This is a genomic window from Amycolatopsis sp. CB00013, from assembly GCF_001905755.1.
GTDB lineage: Bacteria > Actinomycetota > Actinomycetes > Mycobacteriales > Pseudonocardiaceae > Amycolatopsis > Amycolatopsis japonica.
In genome coordinates this window covers 240,113-258,951 of record NZ_LIWC01000004.1, presented here as the reverse complement: position 1 = coordinate 258,951, position 18,839 = coordinate 240,113, and the positions used below count along the sequence as shown (strand labels likewise).

The 18,839-nt window shown below is 71.3% G+C and carries 18 protein-coding genes; 6 read left to right on the top strand and 12 right to left on the bottom strand.

What is annotated here, in order from left to right; genetic code table 11:
- Nucleotides 1–37 precede the first annotated feature (37 nt).
- The 3 genes from AMK34_RS27870 to wecB all read left to right on the top strand — a co-directional run bounded on the left by AMK34_RS27870 (nucleotide 38) and on the right by wecB (nucleotide 2,273).
- On the top strand, nucleotides 38–814 hold the full coding sequence (locus AMK34_RS27870; RefSeq protein WP_038519725.1) for a choice-of-anchor P family protein: 777 nt from the start codon (nucleotides 38–40) through the stop codon (nucleotides 812–814).
- A gap of 21 nt (nucleotides 815–835) precedes the next feature.
- Nucleotides 836–1,015: an LPXTG cell wall anchor domain-containing protein gene (locus AMK34_RS27865; RefSeq protein WP_038519727.1), complete on the top strand. Its 180-nt coding sequence runs from the start codon at nucleotides 836–838 to the stop codon at nucleotides 1,013–1,015.
- A 106-nt stretch (nucleotides 1,016–1,121) separates the two neighbouring features.
- Entirely contained in the window at nucleotides 1,122–2,273 is a 1,152-nt protein-coding gene (gene wecB, locus AMK34_RS27860) for a non-hydrolyzing UDP-N-acetylglucosamine 2-epimerase (protein ID WP_073847617.1), read from the top strand.
- On the opposite strand, the gene tsaD is transcribed toward wecB, so the two are convergent.
- The 3 genes from tsaD to tsaB are packed head-to-tail and all read right to left on the bottom strand — an operon-like array spanning nucleotide 2,270 to nucleotide 4,445.
- A complete protein-coding gene (gene tsaD, locus AMK34_RS27855; protein ID WP_038519731.1) occupies nucleotides 2,270–3,316 on the bottom strand; it encodes a tRNA (adenosine(37)-N6)-threonylcarbamoyltransferase complex transferase subunit TsaD in 1,047 nt (348 codons plus the stop codon). The two genes, wecB and tsaD, sit on opposite strands and share 4 nt — an antisense overlap.
- Nucleotides 3,316–3,795, bottom strand: coding sequence for a ribosomal protein S18-alanine N-acetyltransferase (gene rimI / locus AMK34_RS27850; protein WP_073847341.1), 480 nt, complete (start codon nucleotides 3,793–3,795; stop codon nucleotides 3,316–3,318). Before rimI ends, tsaD begins: the two co-directional genes overlap by 1 nt.
- A complete protein-coding gene (tsaB, locus tag AMK34_RS27845; RefSeq protein WP_073847340.1) occupies nucleotides 3,792–4,445 on the bottom strand; it encodes a tRNA (adenosine(37)-N6)-threonylcarbamoyltransferase complex dimerization subunit type 1 TsaB in 654 nt (217 codons plus the stop codon). The genes rimI and tsaB overlap by 4 nt, the downstream gene beginning before the upstream one ends.
- 398 nt (nucleotides 4,446–4,843) lie before the next feature.
- Here tsaB and AMK34_RS27840 point away from each other — a divergent pair, with 398 nt between their 5' ends.
- Nucleotides 4,844–6,265 carry an acyl-CoA synthetase gene (locus tag AMK34_RS27840; RefSeq protein WP_073847339.1) on the top strand — a complete coding sequence of 474 codons (1,422 nt, stop codon included), beginning with the start codon at nucleotides 4,844–4,846 and terminating at the stop codon, nucleotides 6,263–6,265.
- Nucleotides 6,262–7,593: a carboxyl transferase domain-containing protein gene (locus AMK34_RS27835; protein ID WP_073847338.1), complete on the top strand. Its 1,332-nt coding sequence runs from the start codon at nucleotides 6,262–6,264 to the stop codon at nucleotides 7,591–7,593. The genes AMK34_RS27840 and AMK34_RS27835 overlap by 4 nt, the downstream gene beginning before the upstream one ends.
- 73 nt (nucleotides 7,594–7,666) lie before the next feature.
- Here AMK34_RS27835 and tsaE read toward each other — a convergent pair whose 3' ends face one another.
- The 8 genes from tsaE to glmS all read right to left on the bottom strand — a co-directional run bounded on the left by tsaE (nucleotide 7,667) and on the right by glmS (nucleotide 17,295).
- Entirely contained in the window at nucleotides 7,667–8,131 is a 465-nt protein-coding gene (gene tsaE / locus AMK34_RS27830) for a tRNA (adenosine(37)-N6)-threonylcarbamoyltransferase complex ATPase subunit type 1 TsaE (RefSeq protein ID WP_073847337.1), read from the bottom strand.
- A complete protein-coding gene (locus AMK34_RS27825) occupies nucleotides 8,131–9,228 on the bottom strand; it encodes an alpha/beta fold hydrolase (protein WP_038519739.1) in 1,098 nt (365 codons plus the stop codon). Before AMK34_RS27825 ends, tsaE begins: the two co-directional genes overlap by 1 nt.
- Complete coding sequence (gene alr, locus AMK34_RS27820; RefSeq protein ID WP_073847336.1) at nucleotides 9,225–10,355, bottom strand: alanine racemase; 1,131 nt, start codon at nucleotides 10,353–10,355, stop codon at nucleotides 9,225–9,227. Before alr ends, AMK34_RS27825 begins: the two co-directional genes overlap by 4 nt.
- Before the next feature lie 28 nt (nucleotides 10,356–10,383).
- Nucleotides 10,384–11,475: an ABC transporter ATP-binding protein gene (locus AMK34_RS27815; protein WP_038519743.1), complete on the bottom strand. Its 1,092-nt coding sequence runs from the start codon at nucleotides 11,473–11,475 to the stop codon at nucleotides 10,384–10,386.
- A 4-nt stretch (nucleotides 11,476–11,479) separates the two neighbouring features.
- Entirely contained in the window at nucleotides 11,480–12,907 is a 1,428-nt protein-coding gene (xylB, locus tag AMK34_RS27810; protein WP_073847335.1) for a xylulokinase, read from the bottom strand.
- Nucleotides 12,897–13,712 (bottom strand): DeoR/GlpR family DNA-binding transcription regulator, encoded by an 816-nt coding sequence (locus AMK34_RS27805; RefSeq protein WP_073847334.1) that lies wholly within the window; start codon nucleotides 13,710–13,712, stop codon nucleotides 12,897–12,899. The genes xylB and AMK34_RS27805 overlap by 11 nt, the downstream gene beginning before the upstream one ends.
- A gap of 266 nt (nucleotides 13,713–13,978) precedes the next feature.
- Nucleotides 13,979–15,418 carry a bifunctional ADP-dependent NAD(P)H-hydrate dehydratase/NAD(P)H-hydrate epimerase gene (locus AMK34_RS27800; RefSeq protein WP_073847333.1) on the bottom strand — a complete coding sequence of 480 codons (1,440 nt, stop codon included), beginning with the start codon at nucleotides 15,416–15,418 and terminating at the stop codon, nucleotides 13,979–13,981.
- Between the two features lie 14 nt (nucleotides 15,419–15,432).
- Complete coding sequence (gene glmS / locus AMK34_RS27795; protein ID WP_073847616.1) at nucleotides 15,433–17,295, bottom strand: glutamine--fructose-6-phosphate transaminase (isomerizing); 1,863 nt, start codon at nucleotides 17,293–17,295, stop codon at nucleotides 15,433–15,435.
- Between the two features lie 129 nt (nucleotides 17,296–17,424).
- Here glmS and AMK34_RS27790 point away from each other — a divergent pair, with 129 nt between their 5' ends.
- On the top strand, nucleotides 17,425–18,249 hold the full coding sequence (locus tag AMK34_RS27790) for a dienelactone hydrolase family protein (protein WP_016331128.1): 825 nt from the start codon (nucleotides 17,425–17,427) through the stop codon (nucleotides 18,247–18,249).
- Between the two features lie 51 nt (nucleotides 18,250–18,300).
- On the opposite strand, the gene AMK34_RS27785 is transcribed toward AMK34_RS27790, so the two are convergent.
- Nucleotides 18,301–18,837, bottom strand: a complete 537-nt coding sequence (locus tag AMK34_RS27785) for a hypothetical protein (protein ID WP_073847332.1) — start codon at nucleotides 18,835–18,837, stop codon at nucleotides 18,301–18,303.
- Nucleotides 18,838–18,839 lie beyond the last annotated feature (2 nt).

Sequence of the window (18,839 nt, the reverse complement as noted above, 5' to 3'; positions counted from 1 at the left end):
ACTAGAGAAACCCCCACGAATCAATTCGGAGGACCAGTTGAAGAACACGCACCTCTTGCGACGAGGCGGAGTACTCGCCGCTGTGGTGGCGAGCGTGGCTCTCGCCGGTGCGGTGCCCGCCTCGGCGGCCCCCGGCGACGGCTCCGCGTATGGCGTCAAGGTCGATGTGAAGCTCCTCGGCCTCGACGCGGTGAAGGCCGGGCCGCTCGCCGAGGCGAAGACCTCCGGGCCGACCACCAACAGCCTCGCGAAGGCCAACCTCACCGGTGTGCTGACCGCGGGCGCGATCAACACCGAGGCCAAGCGCGACGACAACTCCGGTGCCGTGACGGCCAAGGCCAGCACCGCCGACGTCGGCTTGCCGCTGCTGAAGGGTGCCCTCGGCGACGTCGGCATCAAGGTCGTCGAAGCCACCTGCACCGCGACCCAGAAGGGTGTGCAGGGCGCGACGAACCTGGTCGGCGCGAACCTGGGCAGCGCGGGCGCGGTCGACGCGACGCCCGCCCCGAACACGCAGATCAAGGTCGGCCTCGGCACCGTCAACGTCGCGACGATCATCCTGAACGAGCAGATCAAGAACCAGGACGGCAGCCTCACGGTCAACGCCATCCACGTGAAGCTCCTCGGTGACGCCCTCACCCCGCTCGGTTCCGGCGACGTGATCGTCTCGTCGGCGACCTGTGGCCCGGCCGGTCTGCCCGTGCCGCTCGCTTCGGGCGCGGGACTGTGGATCGGTCTCGGCCTGCTCGGTGCCGTCGCCATCCCGGTCGGCATCCGCGTGGTCCGCAACCGGCGTCCGGCGACCACCGCCTGACCAGGGTGAAGTGAGGTCGAAATGTACAAGTTGCCTGGCGCCGGAGTCGGCGTCGCCGGTGGCGGGGTGGGTGCCCTCGCCGCCACCGGGGCCGATGTCGGCTGGTGGCTGGCCGTCGGCGTGATCCTGCTGGTTCTCGGAACCATCGCGGTCATCGCGGGCTACCGCCGCACGAAACGGCTCGGCGAGATGGGGAACTGACGCTCCCCTGGACGGAACGGCCGCCGGCGTGGGCCCCTCGCACGCCGGCGGCCATCACCCGCGTTGATGCGGGACACTCGAATACGTGGATGAGGAGCGCGAACGCGTGGATGTGATGTTGCTGGCCGGGACGCGGCCGGAGGCGGTCAAGCTCGCGCCGCTGGCGCTGGCACTGGCGGAGCACCCGCACCTACGGCCCTTCGTCGTCCACAGTGGACAGCATCCAGGCATGGTCGAACAGGCGCTGATCCCGTTCGGCCTGCCTGTCGACGCCTGGCTCGACACCCCGCCCAGGGCCACCGGCACCCAGGCGGAACTGGTCTCCGGCCTGCTTCCCGCGCTCGACGAGGTGCTGCGCCGGGTCGCGCCGGCCGCGATCGTCGTCCAGGGCGACACGACGACGGGACTCGCGGGCGCGCTCGCCGCGTTCTGGCAGGGCATCCCGGTCGTGCATCTGGAAGCGGGACTGCGCACCCACGACCTCGCCGCGCCGTTCCCCGAAGAGGGGACGCGGCAGATGATCTCGCGTATCGCCGCCCTGCACCTCGCGCCGACGCCGGGCGCCGCGGCCGCACTGCGCACGGAAGGCGTTCCGCGCCAACGGATCGCCGTCACCGGCAACACCGTCGTCGACGCCGTGATCGCGATCGCCGAACGTGATCTCCCCGCGCGGGACACCGCGCTCGCCCTACTGGAGATGGAAATCGCCGAGGCGGGTGAGCGGCTCGTCCTCGTGACGTCGCACCGGCGTGAGTCCTGGGGTGAGCCGCTGAGCCGCACGCTCGCGGCCATCGAACTGATCGTCGCGGAACACAGCGACGTCCAGGTGCTGTTCCCGGTGCATCCCAATCCGGCCGTGCGGGACCAGGTGACGGCCGCGCTCGGCGGGACGCCGAGGGTGACGATCACCGAACCGCTCGAATATCCCGATCTCGTGCGCGCGCTGCGGCTCGCCGAGCTCGTCCTGACCGATTCCGGTGGTATCCAAGAGGAAGCGCCGACGTTCGGCACACCCGTCCTGGTGCTTCGCGACGTCACCGAACGACGTGAAGCGATCGAGTCCGGCTGCGCCTGGCTGGTCGGGACGGACACCGGTCTCATCGCCGACACCGCGGCGAAGATCCTGAGTGGCGATCTGCATCCGACGCACGCCGGAAACCCTTACGGAGACGGCAATGCCGCCGCGTTGTCGGTGGCGGCACTGGAGGAACTGCTCAATCTCGCCCCGGCGCCGCGCACCGCCGCCGAATCCCGCTAGATCGAGACGATCTGCACCGGCAGGGCCGGGTTGGCGGAGAAGTCGAGTGAGGCTCGCGGCCGTCCGGCGGCGACCACGTGCGCACCGAGCGCGGCGATCATCGCGCCGTTGTCCGTGCACAGCCGCGGCCGCGGGACACGCAGGGTGATCCCGGCTTCGGCGCAGCGCTCGGCGGCGAGTTCGGACAGTCGTGAATTCGCCGCCACGCCACCGGAGATCACCAGCGTGTCCACGCCGTGTTCCTTCGCCGCGCGGATCGCCTTCATGGTGAGGACGTCGGCGACGGCCTCTTGGAACGACGCGGCGACGTCGTCGACGGGGATGTCCTCGCCACGACGCTCCGCGCCCTCGACCCAGCGCGCGACAGCGGTTTTCAAGCCGGAGAAGGAGAAATCGAACTTGGCGTCGCGCGGACCGGTCATCCCCCGGGGGAACGCGATGGCCGCGCCGTCGCCGTTCTTGGCGGCCTTGTCGATGGGCGGGCCGCCCGGGTACGGAAGGCCGAGGACGCGGGCGACCTTGTCGTAGGCCTCGCCCGCGGCGTCGTCCACAGTGGACCCGAGCTCGGTGATCTCGGACGCGATGTCGTCCACCAGCAGCAATTGCGTGTGCCCGCCCGAGACGAGCAGGGCGAGGCAGCGCTCGGGCAACGGGCCGTGCTGGAGCGTGTCGACGGCGATGTGCCCGGCGAGGTGGTTGACGCCGTAGAGCGGGATGTCGAGCGCGGCGGCGTACGCCTTGGCGGCGGCGACGCCGACGAGCAGCGCACCGGCGAGACCGGGCCCGGCGGTGACCGCGATGGCGTCCACATCGGACAGTTTCAGCCCGGCCTTGGCGAAGGCGCGTTCGACCGTCGGGACCATCGCCTCCAGGTGCGCGCGGCTGGCGACCTCGGGCACGACGCCGCCGAAGCGGGCGTGCTGGTCGACGCTGGAGGCGACCTCGTCGGCGAGGAGTTCGACCGTGTTGTCGTCGTGCAGGCGGACGAGGCCGACACCGGTCTCGTCGCACGAACTCTCGATGCCCATGATGATGCGCGGCATCAGCCCGCCACCTCGTCTCGGACCTGGGCCCGCGGGCGGGCCATCGTGTAGGCGTCGGCGCCGGAAGGCTGGTAGTAGCGCTTCCGGAGGCCGACGCGTTCGAAACCGTGCCGCTCGTAGAGCGTGATCGCCGCGTCGTTGTCGGTGCGGACTTCGAGGAAGACCGGCGCGGCGAGCTCGTCCGCGCGGTCGAGCAGCGCTTTCAGCAGGATGGTGCCGATGCCCTGGCGCTGGTGGCCGGGGTCGACGCCGATCGTGTGGATGCTCGCCTCGTAGTCGCCGCGACGGCCGACGACGGCGAGCCCGGCGTACCCGATGACCTCATCGGTCTCATCCGGACGGGCGACGAGATAGTGGCCGCCGGCGTCGAGCTCCGCGTGGAAGGCGTAGGCGGTCCACGGAGAATCGCCGGGGAAGAGAATCTTCTCTATCTCGACACAGCGCGGGATGTCCTTGCGGCGTAAGGGTTCCAGCCTCACGGCGTGGTCACCTTCTTGCGCGCGGCCGGTTCGACGGCGTCGGGGCGGCGGAGGTAGAGGGGGGTGAGCGGCGCGGGCTCTTGGTCGAAGTCGGCTGCTTTGACCAACCCGAGAGGCGACGGGAAGCGCGGTTCGATCGGCTGGACTCCGAGGGCGTCCGCGTAGAGGAGGGCGCCGTCGCCCGCCGCGACCTTGATGGTGGTCTCGAGGTCGGCGGGTCGCTCGACGTGGGGGCCGTCGGTGCGGGAGCCGTCGGCGGCGTACGCGGCCCAGTAGACCTCGCGGCGCCTCGCGTCGGTGAGGACGAGGAAGGGCGCTTCGCCGGGGGCGACGTCGGCGGCGATCGCGTCGAGGCTGCAGACCGGGTAGGCGGGGATGCCGAGGGCGTGAGCGAGCGACGCGGCGGTGGCCATACCGGCGCGAAGGCCGGTGAAGGGGCCGGGACCGACGCCGCAGACGATGGCGTCGAGGTCGCGAAGCGTGACGCCCGCGGCCTTGACGGCTTCGAGGGCGTGCGGCGTGATCAGCTCGCCGTGGGCGCGCGGGTCGACCGTGACGCGGTCGCCGCGTGACTCGAGGGTGTCGCCGTCCAGGGCGACGAGGCCCGCGGTGACCGCCGGGGTCGAGGTGTCGATGGCCAGTACCAGCACGGTTACCCAGCCTACGACCAGCGCCCCGGAGCGCGTTTAGCGGGCTAAACGCGATCGGGTGGCGTGGCCGCTCCCCTGGCCCCGGCTCGCGTTTAGCCCGCTAAAGGCGACGCGCACCGGCCCTGCCGCCGGCCCCCGCACCCCGCACCCCGGATCGCGATTAGGGGGCGAAACGCGATCTGGCGCCCCTGCCTGCGGATCGCAGTTAGCCCGCTAAAGGCGCTCCGGTGGGCCTTCACCTTCCGGACCCACAGATCGCGATTAGGGGGCTAAACGCAGGTCGGCGGGGGCGTGTGAAGCAGGTCGCAGGGGGCGGGCGGCCTGGGCGGTACGGTTCCGAGAGCGGGGTTCCTTGGCGCCAAGCGCCCCGGCCGGCGGAGTCGAGCAGGAGGTCACACGTGCCCGATCGGTTGTTCCCCACGCTGGCGAGCGGCCCCGACAAGGAGGCGCTCCGCTTCGGCGACACCTCCCTCACCTACGCCGACGTGGCGGCCATCGCCGGCACACTCGCCCGCGATCTGCCGGCAGGCCGCGTCGCCGTCTGGGCGACGCCCTCGGTGCATACCAGCGTCGCCGTGATCGCCGCCCTGCTCGCGGGCGTCCCCGCCATCCCGCTCAACCCGAAGATCGGCGAGCGCGAACTCGCGCACATCCTCACCGACAGCGAACCCGTCCTCGTCCTCGCCGAGCCAGGCGCCGACCTGCCGACTGGCCTCGACGGCCTGCCGCGACGCGACATCGTCCTCGAAGGCGCACCGGTCGCTCTCCCAGCGGAACCGGACGCCGAAACCCCGGCGCTGATCGTCTACACCTCCGGCACCACCGGCCCGCCCAAGGGCGTCGTCCTCCCCCGGCGCGCGATCGCGATCACCCTCGACGCGCTCGAGGACGCCTGGGCATGGACCGCCGACGACGTCCTCGTCCACGGACTCCCGCTGTTCCACGTGCACGGCCTGATCCTCGGCATCCTCGGGCCGCTCCGGCGCGGCGGCTCGGTCCGGCATCTCGGTCGCTTCTCCACCGAAGGCGTCGCACGCGAGCTCGCCACCGGCGCGACGATGATGTTCGGCGTCCCGACGATGTACCACCGCATCGCGGGCGAAGTCGGCGAAGACCCGTCGCTCGCCAAGGCGCTGAGCAGCGCTCGCCTGCTCGTGTCCGGTTCGGCCGCGCTGCCCGTCCACGACCATCAGCGCATCACCGCGGCGACCGGCAGGCGCGTGATCGAGCGCTACGGGATGACCGAAACCCTCATGAACACCAGCATCCGCGCCGACGGCGAGCACGTTCCCGGAACAGTCGGCGTCCCGCTGCGCGGCGTCGATCTGCGCCTCGTCGACGAAGCGGGCGAGCCCGTCGAGGAGGTCGAGACCGTCGGCGAGATCCAGGTCCGCGGGCCGAATATGTTCACCGAGTACCTCAACCGCCCCGACGCCACCGAAGCCGCCTTCGACGACGGCTGGTTCCGGACCGGCGACATGGCGACCCGCGACGCGGCTGGGTACGTGAAGATCGTCGGCCGGAAGGCGACAGACCTGATCAAGAGCGGCGGCTACAAGATCGGTGCGGGCGAGATCGAGAACGCGCTCATGGAGCATCCCGGTGTCGCCGAGGTCGCCGTGACCGGCGAGCCCGACGACGACCTCGGCGAGCGCATCGTGGCCTGGGTGGTGCCCGAGGGAGAACGTCCGGCGGAGTCGGAGCTCGCCGACCATGTCTCACGCCTGTTGTCGCCGCACAAACGGCCGCGGGTGGTCCGCTATCTGGAAGCGTTGCCGCGCAACGACATGGGCAAGGTCATGAAGCGGGCGCTCGGATGAGCAGGCCCTCGGCGCGGTCTGTCATCAAGGAGATCGCGACCGGTTTCGAGGATCTGGACGTTCCGCGTTCCGAGGAGCCGGACGACGGGCCGATCGACTGGCCGGGCTATCGCTCGGCGCGCGAGGCCGCCGAGGAGCGGACCGGCGAGAGCGAATCCGTGCTCTGTGGGACCGCCATGATCGGCGACGTCGAGGCGGTGGTGATCGCTTTCGAGTTCGGCTTCCTGGGCGGCTCGATCGGCAGGCGGACCGGAGATCGCGTCGAGGCGGCGTTTGCGCGGGCCGTGGCGTCCCGATTGCCAGTGGTGTCGCTGATCGCGACCGGCGGCAGCCGCATGCAATACGGGATGCGGGCGCTTTCGCAGTTGCAGCGCATCGCGCGGGCGGCGGCCGGGGCTCGGTCGGTGCCGCAGATCTCGGTGCTGCGCGATCCGACCACGGGTGGCGGCTGGGCGACGCTCGGTGCGAGCGCCGACGTCGTCCTCGCACTGCCCGGGGCGCAGGTCGGCTTCGCCGGTTCTCGCGTGCGGCCCGCCGGCGCATCCCCGGAGGCATACACGGCAGAGGCGAAACTCGCGTGGGGCCAGGTCGATCAGATCGTGACGCCGGCCGACCTTCCTTCGGCATTGGAACGGTGGCTGCGCCTGCTGACTGCGTCGACGGCGGACGCCGCCGAGCCGCCCGGAGCGCTCGGATCCACGGACCTGCCCGACAGTGGCTGGGATGCGGTCCAGGCGGCACGCTCCGCCGAGCGACCGCGGGCCGCGGAGTACCTCGACGCGCACTTCGACTGGCGAGAGGAGCTCTCAGGCGACAGGTGCGGCGGAGTCGACTCAGGTGTCTTGTGCGGTTTCGGCTGGCGAAGCGGCCGAGCGATCGCGTACGCGGCACAGTGCGGAACGGCGACGCTGCCCGCGGGGTTCCGGACCGCGGCGCGTCTGGTGCGGCTCGCGTCGAGGCTCAGGATCCCGGTGCTCACCCTCGTCGACACTCCCGGAGCGGCGAACGACGAGGCGGCCGAGCGGGCCGGTGCGGGCGCGGCCATCGCGGAGTTGTTCGAGGCGGTCGCGAGCGCGGCCGTGCCGATCACGACGCTGGTGATCGGGGAAGGCGGATCCGGGGGCGCGCTCGCGTTCGCGGCGCCGGGGTCGACCTGGGTGACACCCGACGCGTACTTCTCGGTGACGTCGCCCGAGGCGGCCGCGGCGATCCTCAAGCTGCCCGCCGACGAAGTTCCCGCACTCGCCGACCGACTGCGGCTACGCCCCCAAGACCTGGTCGACCTGGGAATCGCGCGTTCCGTCGTGCGCCCCGCGGATCGCGTTTAGCCCGCGAAACGCAGGTCGCCCCGCACAGATCGCGATTAGGGGGCGAAACGCAGGTCGGGCGGCCGGATCGCGATTAGCCCGCTAAACGCAGGTCGGGCGTGCGGGTCGCCCAGGAGCCGTGGGGCTCCAGGGTGACCAGGCGGACATCGTCTTCCCGGCGCTCAAGACGTACGACGAGGTAGTCGTCCGACAGACGCTCGGCTGCCCCCTCGCCCCATTCGACGACCAGGGCCGACCGCTCGAGTTCTGTGTCGAGGTCCAGGTCGTCCAGCTGCGAGAGATCCCCGCCGAGCCGGTACGCGTCGACGTGCACCAGCGCGACCCCGGCCGCACCCGCCGGATGCACCCGCGCCAGCACGAACGTCGGCGAGCTGACCCGCCCGCCGACCCCGAGACCGTCCGCGATCCCGCGGGTCAGCGTCGTCTTGCCCGCCCCGAGCGGCCCGGCGAGCAGCACCAGATCGCCCGCACGCAGCGAACGCCCGAGCTCGCGCCCGAAGTCCATCGTCGACTCGGGAGTCGGGAAAGCGAAATTCATCAGCGTTGCCACCACCAGGTCCGCCGTTCGGAAGTCTCACCATCGGTGCCCGTGCATCGTTGCACCAAGTCGATCAGGTGGCTGTTCACCAGCTCGGGTTGTTCCAGCTGCACCATGTGTCCCGCGCCGCGCACGCGCACCAGCTCCGCGTCCGGCAGCTCCGCCGCGATCCGCTCGGCGTGCGCGATCGGCGTGAACCGGTCGGAATCACCGCCGACGACCAGCACGTGCGCGTGCTTCAGCCCGGCGAGCGCGGCGTACCGGTTGTGACTGCCGAGCGTGTCGACGAAGTTCACGAGCCCGCGCACCGGCGTCACTTCGAGCATTTCCAGCATGAAGTCGACGAGCCGCGGCGACACGTCCCGGCTGCCGAAAGCCAGCCTGCGCACGGCTTGCCGGGTCAGCTGTCCGCCCGCCGCGCGCACGAACTCGACGAGCCCCGGCTGCCAGCCGGCCAGGCCGCCGACGCCTCGCGTGAGCGGGTTGTACTTCGAAAGCAGCGACCGCGGCAGCCCCCGCGCGCCGACCTCGCCCGCGGCGGTCGCGATGAACGCGACGCCGCAGACCCGGTCGTCGAACAGTTCGGGATGCTCCGCGGCGAGCTCCATGATCACCATGCCGCCCATCGAGTGCCCCATGAGCACGATGGGCCCCTCCGGCACCACCGAGCGCAGGACCATGTCGAGGTCGCGCGCCAGCTGCTCGATGGTGCTGGTCTCGGCGGTCGCGGCGCCGGATTGCCCGTGCCCGCGATGGTCGTAGTAGATCTGACGCACCCGCGGCAGCTTCAGCGAAGCGAGGTCTCGCCGCTGAAAGTGCCAGCAGCGCTTCGACAACGCGAAACCGTGCACGCCGACGACGGTCAGCTCCGGTTCTCCCCCATCGGCCGGATCGATCTCCTCGACCGCGAGCGGCGTGCCGTCCTCCGCCGCCACTGTCGATGTCCGGTCCGGTTCCAAGTCCCCCAACGGCTCGTCCACGAACGGATCCTCACTCTGCCGCCGCTGCTGTGCGGCGACGGCGATCGCGGCGGCGGTGCCGGTGGCCACCGCACCGACGCCGCCGACGATGGCCAGCAGTCTTCGTGAAGGTGTCACGAGCCTGCCTCCAGATACGTCCGGTGGACCCGCGGGCGGTACATCGAAGTCACGATCTCGTAGTCGATCGTCCCCAGCTTGTCGGCCCATTCCCGCGCCGTGGGCCCGTCCTTGCCGAACAGGATCACCTCGCTGCCGATGGACGGCTCGTCGTCTCCGCAGTCGACGATCAGCTGGTCCATGCAGACGCGGCCGACGACCGGCCGCCGCTTCCCGGCGAGCCATACGTCCATGCGGCCGGACAGCGACCGCGGTACGCCGTCCGCGTAGCCGACCGGGACCAGGGCGAGGGTGGTGTCGCGCTCGGCCGTCCAGCTGTGGCCGTACGAAACCGATTCGCCGGACGGGATTCGCTTCGTGAGCACGACGGACGATTTGAAGGTCATCGCCGGGCGCAGGTCGTCGTCGGTGGGCACCGGGTTCAGCCCGTAGATCGCGATCCCGGGGCGAACGAGGTCGAAGTGCAGGTCGGGCCTGGTCAGCACGGCGGCGGAGTTCGCGATATGCCGCATCGGGTTCAGGCCGGCCGCGCGGGCGATGTCGTAGGCCTCGTCGAACCGCTTCGCCTGCGCGTCGATGGAGGGGTGGCCTGGCTCGTCGGCGCAGGCGAGGTGCGACCAGATGGCGACGACCTCGATGAGCGGTTTCGCGGCCGCCGCGGCCTTGACCAGGGCCGGCCATTCCGCAGGTGGGCAGCCGTTTCGGCTGAGCCCGGTGTCGATCTTGAGGTGAACCCTGCAGATCGCGTTTAGCCCGCTAAAGTCGCGTGCCCGGCGCGCGCCGTCGACCACGCGGGCCAGCTCGTCCAGGGAGCTCACGGCGACGTCGATGTCTTCGGCGACAGCGGGCGCGAAGTCGGCTTCGGGGGTGTCGAGCCAGCTGAAGAGCCGGACGCCGATCCCGGCCCGGCGCAGCGCGAGCGCCTCACCGAGGGAGCAGGTGCCCAGCCAGGTGGCGCCGCCCTCGACGGCGGCCCGGGCGACCTCGAGGGCTCCGTGCCCGTAGCCGTCGGCCTTGACCACGGCCATCGTCTGGGCCGAGGGGGCGCGGGAAGCGAGCAGGGCGACGTTGTGCCGGATGGCGGACAGGTCGATGACGACCTCGGCACGCGGGAAACTGGCGGTCATAACGACCACCAGTTTCCCACGAACCGGCTCAGGACAGGCGCGCCCCGTCGGTGGCGGAGAACACGTGCAGCTCGTCGGGACGGATCCGCAGGTGCAGGGTGTCGCCCATGGCCGGCGGTGTGCGCGGGTCCACACGGGTGACGACGTTCGACTTCGCGCCCTCGGCGTCGGTCTCGGCCAGCTTGCCGTAGACGTACGCGTCCGAGCCGAGCTCCTCGACGAGGTCGACCTTGATCGGCAGGGTGCCGTCTTCGCTGGTGGTCACCTCGAGCGACTCGGGACGGAAGCCGAGAGTGACGGTGTCGCCGTCGGCCTTGGCGAGGATCTCGCGGGTCAGCGGCACCCGGGCGCCACCCAGCTCAGCGCCGTCCTCGGTGAGCTTCGCGGTGACGAGGTTCATCGCGGGCGAGCCGATGAAACCGGCGACGAAAGCGTTTGCGGGCTTGTCGTACAAGGCGCGCGGGGTGTCGCACTGCTGCAGGAGACCGTCCGAGAGGACGGCGACCCGGTCGCCCATCGTCATGGCCTCGACCTGGTCGTGCGTGACGTAGACGGTGGTGACGCCGAGGCGGCGCTGCAGCGCGGCGATCTGCGTACGGGTGGAGACACGCAGCTTCGCGTCGAGGTTCGACAGCGGCTCGTCCATGAGGAAGACCTGCGGCTCACGCACGATGGCGCGGCCCATCGCGACACGCTGGCGCTGACCACCGGAGAGCGCCTTCGGCTTGCGGTCGAGGTACTGCTCGATGTCGAGCAGTTTGGCCGCGTCGAGCACCTTCTGCTTGATCTCCGAAGCCGGACGACCCGCGATCTTCAGCGCGAAGCCCATGTTCTGGCCCACGGTCATGTGCGGGTACAGCGCGTAGTTCTGGAACACCATCGCGATGTCGCGGGCGCGCGGCGGCAACTGCGTGACGTCGCGGTCGCCGATCCACACGGCGCCTTCGTCGATGTCCTCGAGGCCGGCGAGCATCCGCAGGCTGGTGGACTTGCCACAGCCGGAAGGCCCGACCAGCACGAGGAACTCGCCGTCGGCGATCTCGAGGTCGAGTGCGTCCACGGCGGGCCGCTCGGAGCCCGCGTAGCGCCGGGTCGCCTTGTCGTAGGTGATCGTGGCCATCGGTTCAGTCCTCTTTCGGTTTCGCGGAAATGCCGTGCCCGAGTTCGCGGGCTTCGAGATGCCGCTGCTGGATCCGGCGCCCTTCGGCGCGGTCCGCTTCGGTCGGCTCGAGTGGGGTGTAGCCGTGCTGTTCCTGCCAGCGGGGAGGTTCCGTGCTGGAAGCGAGGGCCCAGGCCGCCTGCCGCGCGGCACCGACCGCGACGTACTCGGCGACTTCGGGGATGACGACGGGCACGCCGAACACGATCGGCGCGACCGCGCGGACGGCGGCCGACTGCGCGCCACCGCCGATCAGGAGGACACGACGGACTTCGAGCCCCTGTTCGCGCAAGGCGTCGAGCCCGGCGGCCAGACCGCACAGCATGCCTTCGACGGCCGCGCGGGCGAGGTTCTCGGGCGTCATGTTCGCGCGGGTCAGGCCGAAGAGCGTGCCGTTGGCGTCCGGGAGATTCGGCGTCCGCTCACCGTCGAGGTACGGCAGGAAGGTGAGGCCGCCGGAACCGGGTGTGGCGGCGAGCGCCAGCTTGTCGAACTCGGCGAGCTCGACGCCGAGCATCGCGGACGTGGCCGTGAGCACGCGGGCCGCGTTGAGGGTGCAGGCCAGCGGGAGGAACCGGCCGGTGGCGTCGGCGAATCCCGCGACGATGCCGGAGGGGTCGGCGCTCGCCGTCTCGGAGACGCCGAAGACGGTGCCGCTGGTGCCGAGCGAGACGACGACGTCGCCGGGGACGAGTTCGAGACCGAGGGCGGCGGCCATGTTGTCGCCGGTTCCGGCCGAGACCAGGATCCCGTCCGCGGTGTGGCCCGCGGCTTCGGCGGGGCCGATGACCTTGGGCAGTTCGGGAGTGCGGCCGCCGAAGGCGTGTGCGAGGAGGTCTTGGCGGTATTCGCCGGTGGCGGGCGAGAAGTATCCGGTGCCGGAGGCGTCGCCGCGATCGGTGACCGGCTCGGCGCCGTCGCCCAGCAGCCGCCAGGTCAGCCAGTCGTGCGGGAGCAGGACGCGGGCGACACGATCGGCCAGTTCGGGCTCGTTCTCCGCCATCCAGCGCAGCTTCGTGACGGTGAAGCTGGCGACCGGCAACGAGCCGACGGACTTCGCCCAGTTCTCGGCACCGAGTTCGGCGCCGAGGTCTTCGGCCGCCTTCGCGGACCGGATGTCGTTCCACAGCAACGCGGGCCGGACGACCTCGCCGTCTTCGTCGAGGGTGACCATGCCGTGCTGCTGACCACCGATGCCGATGGCGCCGACGCCGTCGAGGAGGCCGTCCGAGGCCTCGCGGAACGCGTCCCACCACGCGGAGGGCGCGACCTCGGTGCCGTCGGGATGCGAGGCGCGGCCGGTGCGGACGATCTCGCCGGTGCTCGCGTCGCAGACGACGGCCTTCGTCGACTGGGTCGACGAGTCGATTCCGGCGACCAGGTCAGAACTCATATTCCGGCCCCTCCGGTGCGCATTCGACCTGCTCGATGGCGGTCCCCGCGGTCAGCGCCGCCTCGATCTCCTCGGTCGGCGTCTCTTCGTCGGTGATCAGGAGGTCGTAGTCGCCGATGTCGCCGTACGCGTAGGTGGCGGTGCGGCCGAACTTGGAGTTGTCGACGACCAGGACGTTGCGATCGGCGGTGCGCAGTGCGGCCTTCTTGAGTTCGGCGTAGTCCTGGACCGGGTGGAACAGGCGGCCGACCGCGACCGCGGCGACCGAGACGAACGCGATGTCGGCGTGCGTGCGGTCGAGGAACGCGACGACGTCCGGGCCGGCGCACGAGTCGAACTCGTGGTGGTAGCGCCCGCCCGCCAGGACGACCTCGACGCTCTTGGCGGACCCGAGGATGCGGGCGGCTTCGAGCGAGTTGGTGATGACGGTGAGGTCCTCGAGCTGGGCGAGGCGGCGGACGAGAGGGAAGAGCGTCGTCGAGTCGTCGACGAAGACCGTCTGGCCGGAGTGGACGTGTGCCGCGGCGGCCTCGCCGAGCGCGTCCTTGGTGGCCTGGTTGAAAGTGTCGCGGAAGCGGGCGGCCGACTCCATGGTCGTCGCGGGGTAGGCCTCGACCTTGCCGCGGAGTTTGCGGAGGAGACGGCGGTCGGCGAGGTCGTCGAGGTCGCGGTGCATCGTCATCAGGCTGACGCCGAAGCGGGTGGTGAGGTCGTCGATGCGGACCTCGCCGGTGGCGATGACGTGGTCGAGGATCTCCTGGCGTCGCTGCTCGACGGCGGCGTCCGAGGGCCTGGTCTTAGACATGGGCGACACCGTTCACGACCCGGACCTTCGCGGTCTCGGCGGGGTGGGTGTCGGCGCTCACACCTGCTTCTTACCAGATTATTCGCCCCGAGTTAACACGTAACTCGATAACTCCCGCATTTTTTCCCACTCGCGCCGCCTGCCCCGCCGACCTGCGTTTTGCGGGCTAACCGCGCTCTGATGGCGCCCGCCCGCAGAATGTGGGTATCTGAGGGCGCCCGACCGCAGAGCGCGGTTAGGGGGCAAAACGCAGGTCGGGGCCCTGGTCAGGAGGTCAGGGAACGGACGGACCGAAGGGCATCGGGGATCGCGCCGAGGATGCCGGAGGCCGAGGTGGGGGCGCCGTCGGCGGCGAGGGACCCCGCGAGCGAGTGGACGTGCGCCGCCGCCCCGGCCGCCAGCCACGGATCGAGCCCGGCGGCGAGCAGCGCGCCCACCAGACCGGACAGCACGTCCCCCGAACCCGCCGTCGCGAGCCACGACCCCCGCGGCGTGTTGACCAGCGCACGCCCATCCGGCGCCGCGACCACCGTGCAGTGCCCCTTCAACAGCACGACGGCGTCGTACTTCCGCGCGGCCGCCCGCGCCGCCGCGACCCGGTCCGCCCCCGGCGGCGAACCCATCAGCCGCTCGAACTCGCCCGCGTGCGGAGTCAGCACGAGCGGCGTGTCCGGATCGCGCGCGTCGAGCACGTCGGGCGAACGCGCGATGATCGTCGTCGCGTCGGCGTCCGCGCACACCGGCACGCCGCGACCGAGCACGAACCTCAGCACCTCCCGGCCCTCGTGCCCGGTACCGATCCCCGGCCCGACGACCCACGCCTGCACCCGGCCCGCGTCGGTCACCGAACCCGTCGCGATGACCTCGGGCCACTGCCCGCGCACCACGTCCGCCGCATGACCGGCGTACCGCACGAGCCCGGACGTCGCCCGCACCGCCGCGCCAGCCGCGAGCACGGCCGCGCCCGGATACGTCGCCGACCCGGCGGCCACCCCGACCACGCCCTGGCTGTACTTGTCGTCATCCGGCCCGGGCACCGGCCACGCGGCCGTGACATCCGCCGTATCGAGTCGCCGCAGATCGGGCTCGCTGAGCCGCAGCCCGATGTCCACCAGGGAGACCTCGCCACAGGACGCGGGCGCGAGGGCGTGCACCGGCTTGAGCGCGCCGAACGTGACCGTCCGGTCGGCCACGACCGCAGGACCGTCGACGGCGCCCGTGTCCGGATCCACCCCGCTCGGCAGATCGACCGCGAGCACGGGCGCGCTCACGTGCTCCAGCAGCGCGGCGGCGTCCGGCCGCAACGGCCCGCGCGCCGAGATCCCGACGATCCCGTCGACGACGAGGTCGGCCCGCCGAATCCACTGTGGACCGTCCTCAAGGGACACGACCTTGCCGCCGGATCGCTTCAACGCGGCCAAACCCGGGCCGTGCGCGCGTTCGGGCTTCAGCAGGATCGCGGAGACGGCCACGTTGCGGCGACGCAGGAACGCGCCGGCCCACAGGGCGTCACCACCGTTGTTCCCCGACCCGACGAGCAACGTCACCCGCCGCCCGGACACCGAACCCGTGTGTTCGGCCAGCATCTCGGCGGCGTGCACCGCGAGACCGAAAGCCGCGCGCCGCATGAGCTCGCCGTCGGGCGTGACGGCGAGCAACCGGTCCTCCGCCGCGCGAATCCGTTCCGTGGTCCAGATTCCCTGCACGACGCCTCCGGTCTCTATTCGACGGTGACCGACTTCGCCAGGTTACGCGGCTTGTCGACGTCGTACCCGCGCGTGCGGGCGATCTCGGCGGCCAGCACCTGCAGCGGCACCGTGGAGACCAGCGGCTGCAGCAGGGTCGGGACGGCCGGGATCTCGATCAGTTCGTCGGCGAACGGGCGGACGGTCTCGTCGCCCTCCTCCGCGATCACGATCGTGCGGGCGCCGCGTGCCTGGATCTCGCTGATGTTCGACACCAGCTTCGAGTGCAGCACCGCACGCCCCTTGGGCGACGGCATCACGACTACGACGGGGAGGCCTTCTTCGATCAGCGCGATCGGGCCGTGCTTGAGCTCGCCGGCCGCGAAGCCCTCGGCGTGCATGTACGCCAGTTCCTTGAGCTTCAGCGCGCCTTCGAGGGCGACCGGGAACCCGACGTGACGGCCGAGGAACAGCACGGCCTTCGAGTCGGCGATCCGGCGGCCGAGGTCACGGACCTGGTCCACAGTGGACAGGACCTTCTGCACCGCGGCGGGCATCGCCTCGAGTTCGGCGAACTCGCGGGCGACCTCGTCCGGGTACTTGGTGCCGCGGGCCTGCGCGAGGGCCAGGCCGACCAGGTAGTTGGCCGCGATCTGCGCGAGGAACGCCTTGGTCGAGGCGACACCGATCTCCGGACCGGCGTGCGTGTAGAGGACGGCGTCGGATTCGCGGGGGATCTGCGCGCCGTTGGTGTTGCAGACGGCCAGGACGCGGGCCTTCTGCTCGCGCGCGTGACGGACGGCTTCGAGGGTGTCCGCGGTCTCGCCCGACTGGGAGACGGCGACGACCAGCGTGGCGCGGTCCAGCACCGGGTCGCGGTAGCGGAACTCGCTGGCCAGCTCGACCTCGACCGGGAGGCGGCACCAGTGCTCGATCGCGTACTTGGCGACGAGGCCCGAGTGGTACGCGGAACCACAGGCGACGACGAAGACCTTGTCGACGTCGCGCAGGTCCTGGTCGGAGATGCGCTGCTCGTCCAGGATGATCCGGCCGCCGTCGAAGTGACCGCGCAGCGTGTTCGCCAGCGCCTCCGGCTGCTCCTCGATCTCCTTGAGCATGAAGTACTCGTGGCCGCCCTTTTCCGCGGCCGAGAGGTCCCAGTCGACGGTGAACGGCTTGGCCTGGGCGGCGTCGCCGTGGAAGTCGGTGACCTCGTAGCCGTCGCGGGTGATCACGACGAGCTGGTCCTGCCCGAGCTCGACCGCCTCGCGGGTGTGCTCGATGAACGCGGCGACGTCGGAGGCGACGAAGTGCTCTCCCTCGCCGACGCCGACGACCAGAGGTGACGAACGGCGGGCGGCGACGACGGTGTCCGGCTGGTCGGCGATGGTCACGACCAGCGTGAACGCGCCCTCGAGACGACGGCAGACGGCGGCGACGCTGGCCGCGAAGTCGCCCTTCGTGTCGCCCTCGGTGTAGGCGCGGGAGATGAGGTGCGCGGCGGTCTCGGAGTCGGTGTCGCTCGCCATCTCGACGCCTTCGGCCTCGAGCTCGGCGCGCAGGGCGGCGAAGTTCTCGATGATGCCGTTGTGCACGACGGCGACGCGCTGGGAGGCGTCGCGGTGCGGGTGCGAGTTGCGGTCGACCGGGGCGCCGTGGGTGGCCCAGCGGGTGTGGCCCATCCCGGCGGTGCCGGTGAAGGCGTCCCTGCCGACGGTGTCGAGCTGGGTCTCCAAGTTGGCCAGGCGGCCCGCTTTGCGTTCTACGTTCAGCGCGCCGGCGCCGTCGAGGACCGCGACGCCTGCCGAGTCATAGCCGCGGTACTCCATCCTGCGCAGGCCGCCGATGACGACGTCCAGGGCCGGGCGGTGTCCGACGTATCCCACGATTCCACACACGGCCACCAGCCTAACGACGGGAATCCGGCCCCCTCGCCCGGGCGCCCACGCGTCGCGTTTAGCGGGCTAAACGCGACGCGCAGGGCGGCGCGCGGGCCGGACGGGGGTGCGGGCAGTAAGGTCACGACCATGGCCAGCAAGCCCAAGCAGCTGCTCGCGGAGCTGTCCCACCCAGGTCCGCACGACGTTCTGCGCGGCAACCTCGCCCTGGTCGGACTGCCCGGTGTCGTGTTCACGCCCCGTTCCGGGCTCGGTCTGCCCGCGATCGCCTTCGGGCACGGCTGGCTGCAGCCGACCGGGAGCTACCGGCATCTGCTCCGGCACCTCGCGAGCTGGGGCATCGTCGCGGCGGCTCCGGCCACCCAGCGCGGGCCGCTGCCTTCGCACCGGCTGCTGGCCGGCGACCTGCTCACCACGCTCGAGCTGATCACGACGGTCCGCCTCGGACCGGACGGCATCAGCGTCGACCCGGCGAAGCTCGGCCTCGCCGGGCACTCGACCGGCGGTGGTTCGGCGGTGCTGGCCGCCGCGCAGGCGGCCGAGAACGACGAGCGGCCCGAGATCCGCGCCGTCGCGACCATCACTCCCGCGCAGACGCTGCCGCCGGCGACGGTGTCGGCCCGGTCGGTGACCGTGCCCGGCCTGCACCTCGCGGCGAGCGAAGACCTGGTCGCGCCGCCGGTCGGCCATGCCGAAGCCATCGCGGACGCGTGGGGCGGGCCGGTGCAGCTGCGCAAGCTCGGGAAGTCGTCGCACCTCGGCGTCACCGAAGGCAGGCACTGGAGTCAGCTGTTGCTGCACGGGAAGCCGCACCGCGGGACCCAGCAACTGGCGCGGGCGCTGTTCACCGCGTTCTTCCTCACGCACCTGACGGGGACGACGAAATACCAGCCCCTGCTGGACGCCGACGTCAAACGCGCCCCCATCGAGCTCCAAGACGAGCCCGCCGCCTGACCCGCCCGGATCGCGTTTAGCGGGCTAAACGCGATCCGGGGGTGAAACAGGTCAGTCGACCATCCACGAGTTGTTCGAGAAGTCGTCGTCGTCGAAGCCCTTGTCGTCACGGGCGTGACGACCACGACGGCGCGCGGGCGTGCCAGGCGCTTCAGGCGCCGCGGCATTCGGAGCGGGCGTCGGCGCCTGAGGCGGGACGTCCACCGTCGTCGGCATCCCGGGCACCCCAGGGGCGACCGGAGGAGGCGGCGGAGGCGCCACCGGCCGCGGCGCGTCAGGCCGCGCCCCGAACTCGGCGAACCGGGCGTCCGGCTTGTCGTCGTCCTCGATGTCGAAGCCGATGGTGTGGCTGCGGTCGGCGGTCGTCTTGCCGGTCAGCCAGCCGCCCGCCTCCTTGCTCCGCTTCCCCAGCTCCTGCATGTGAGCGGCGTACTTGTCGTGGATGGCGGCGTCCTTCTGCATGGTCTCCACCGCCTGGGCCTTGGCGTCGGCGAGATGCCGCTCCCGCAGCCCGCGCTGCTCCAACTGCTCCGTGATGGCGGCGTCCTGCCTGGACATGGCGGCCGCCAGCCGGTCGACAGCGCTCATCG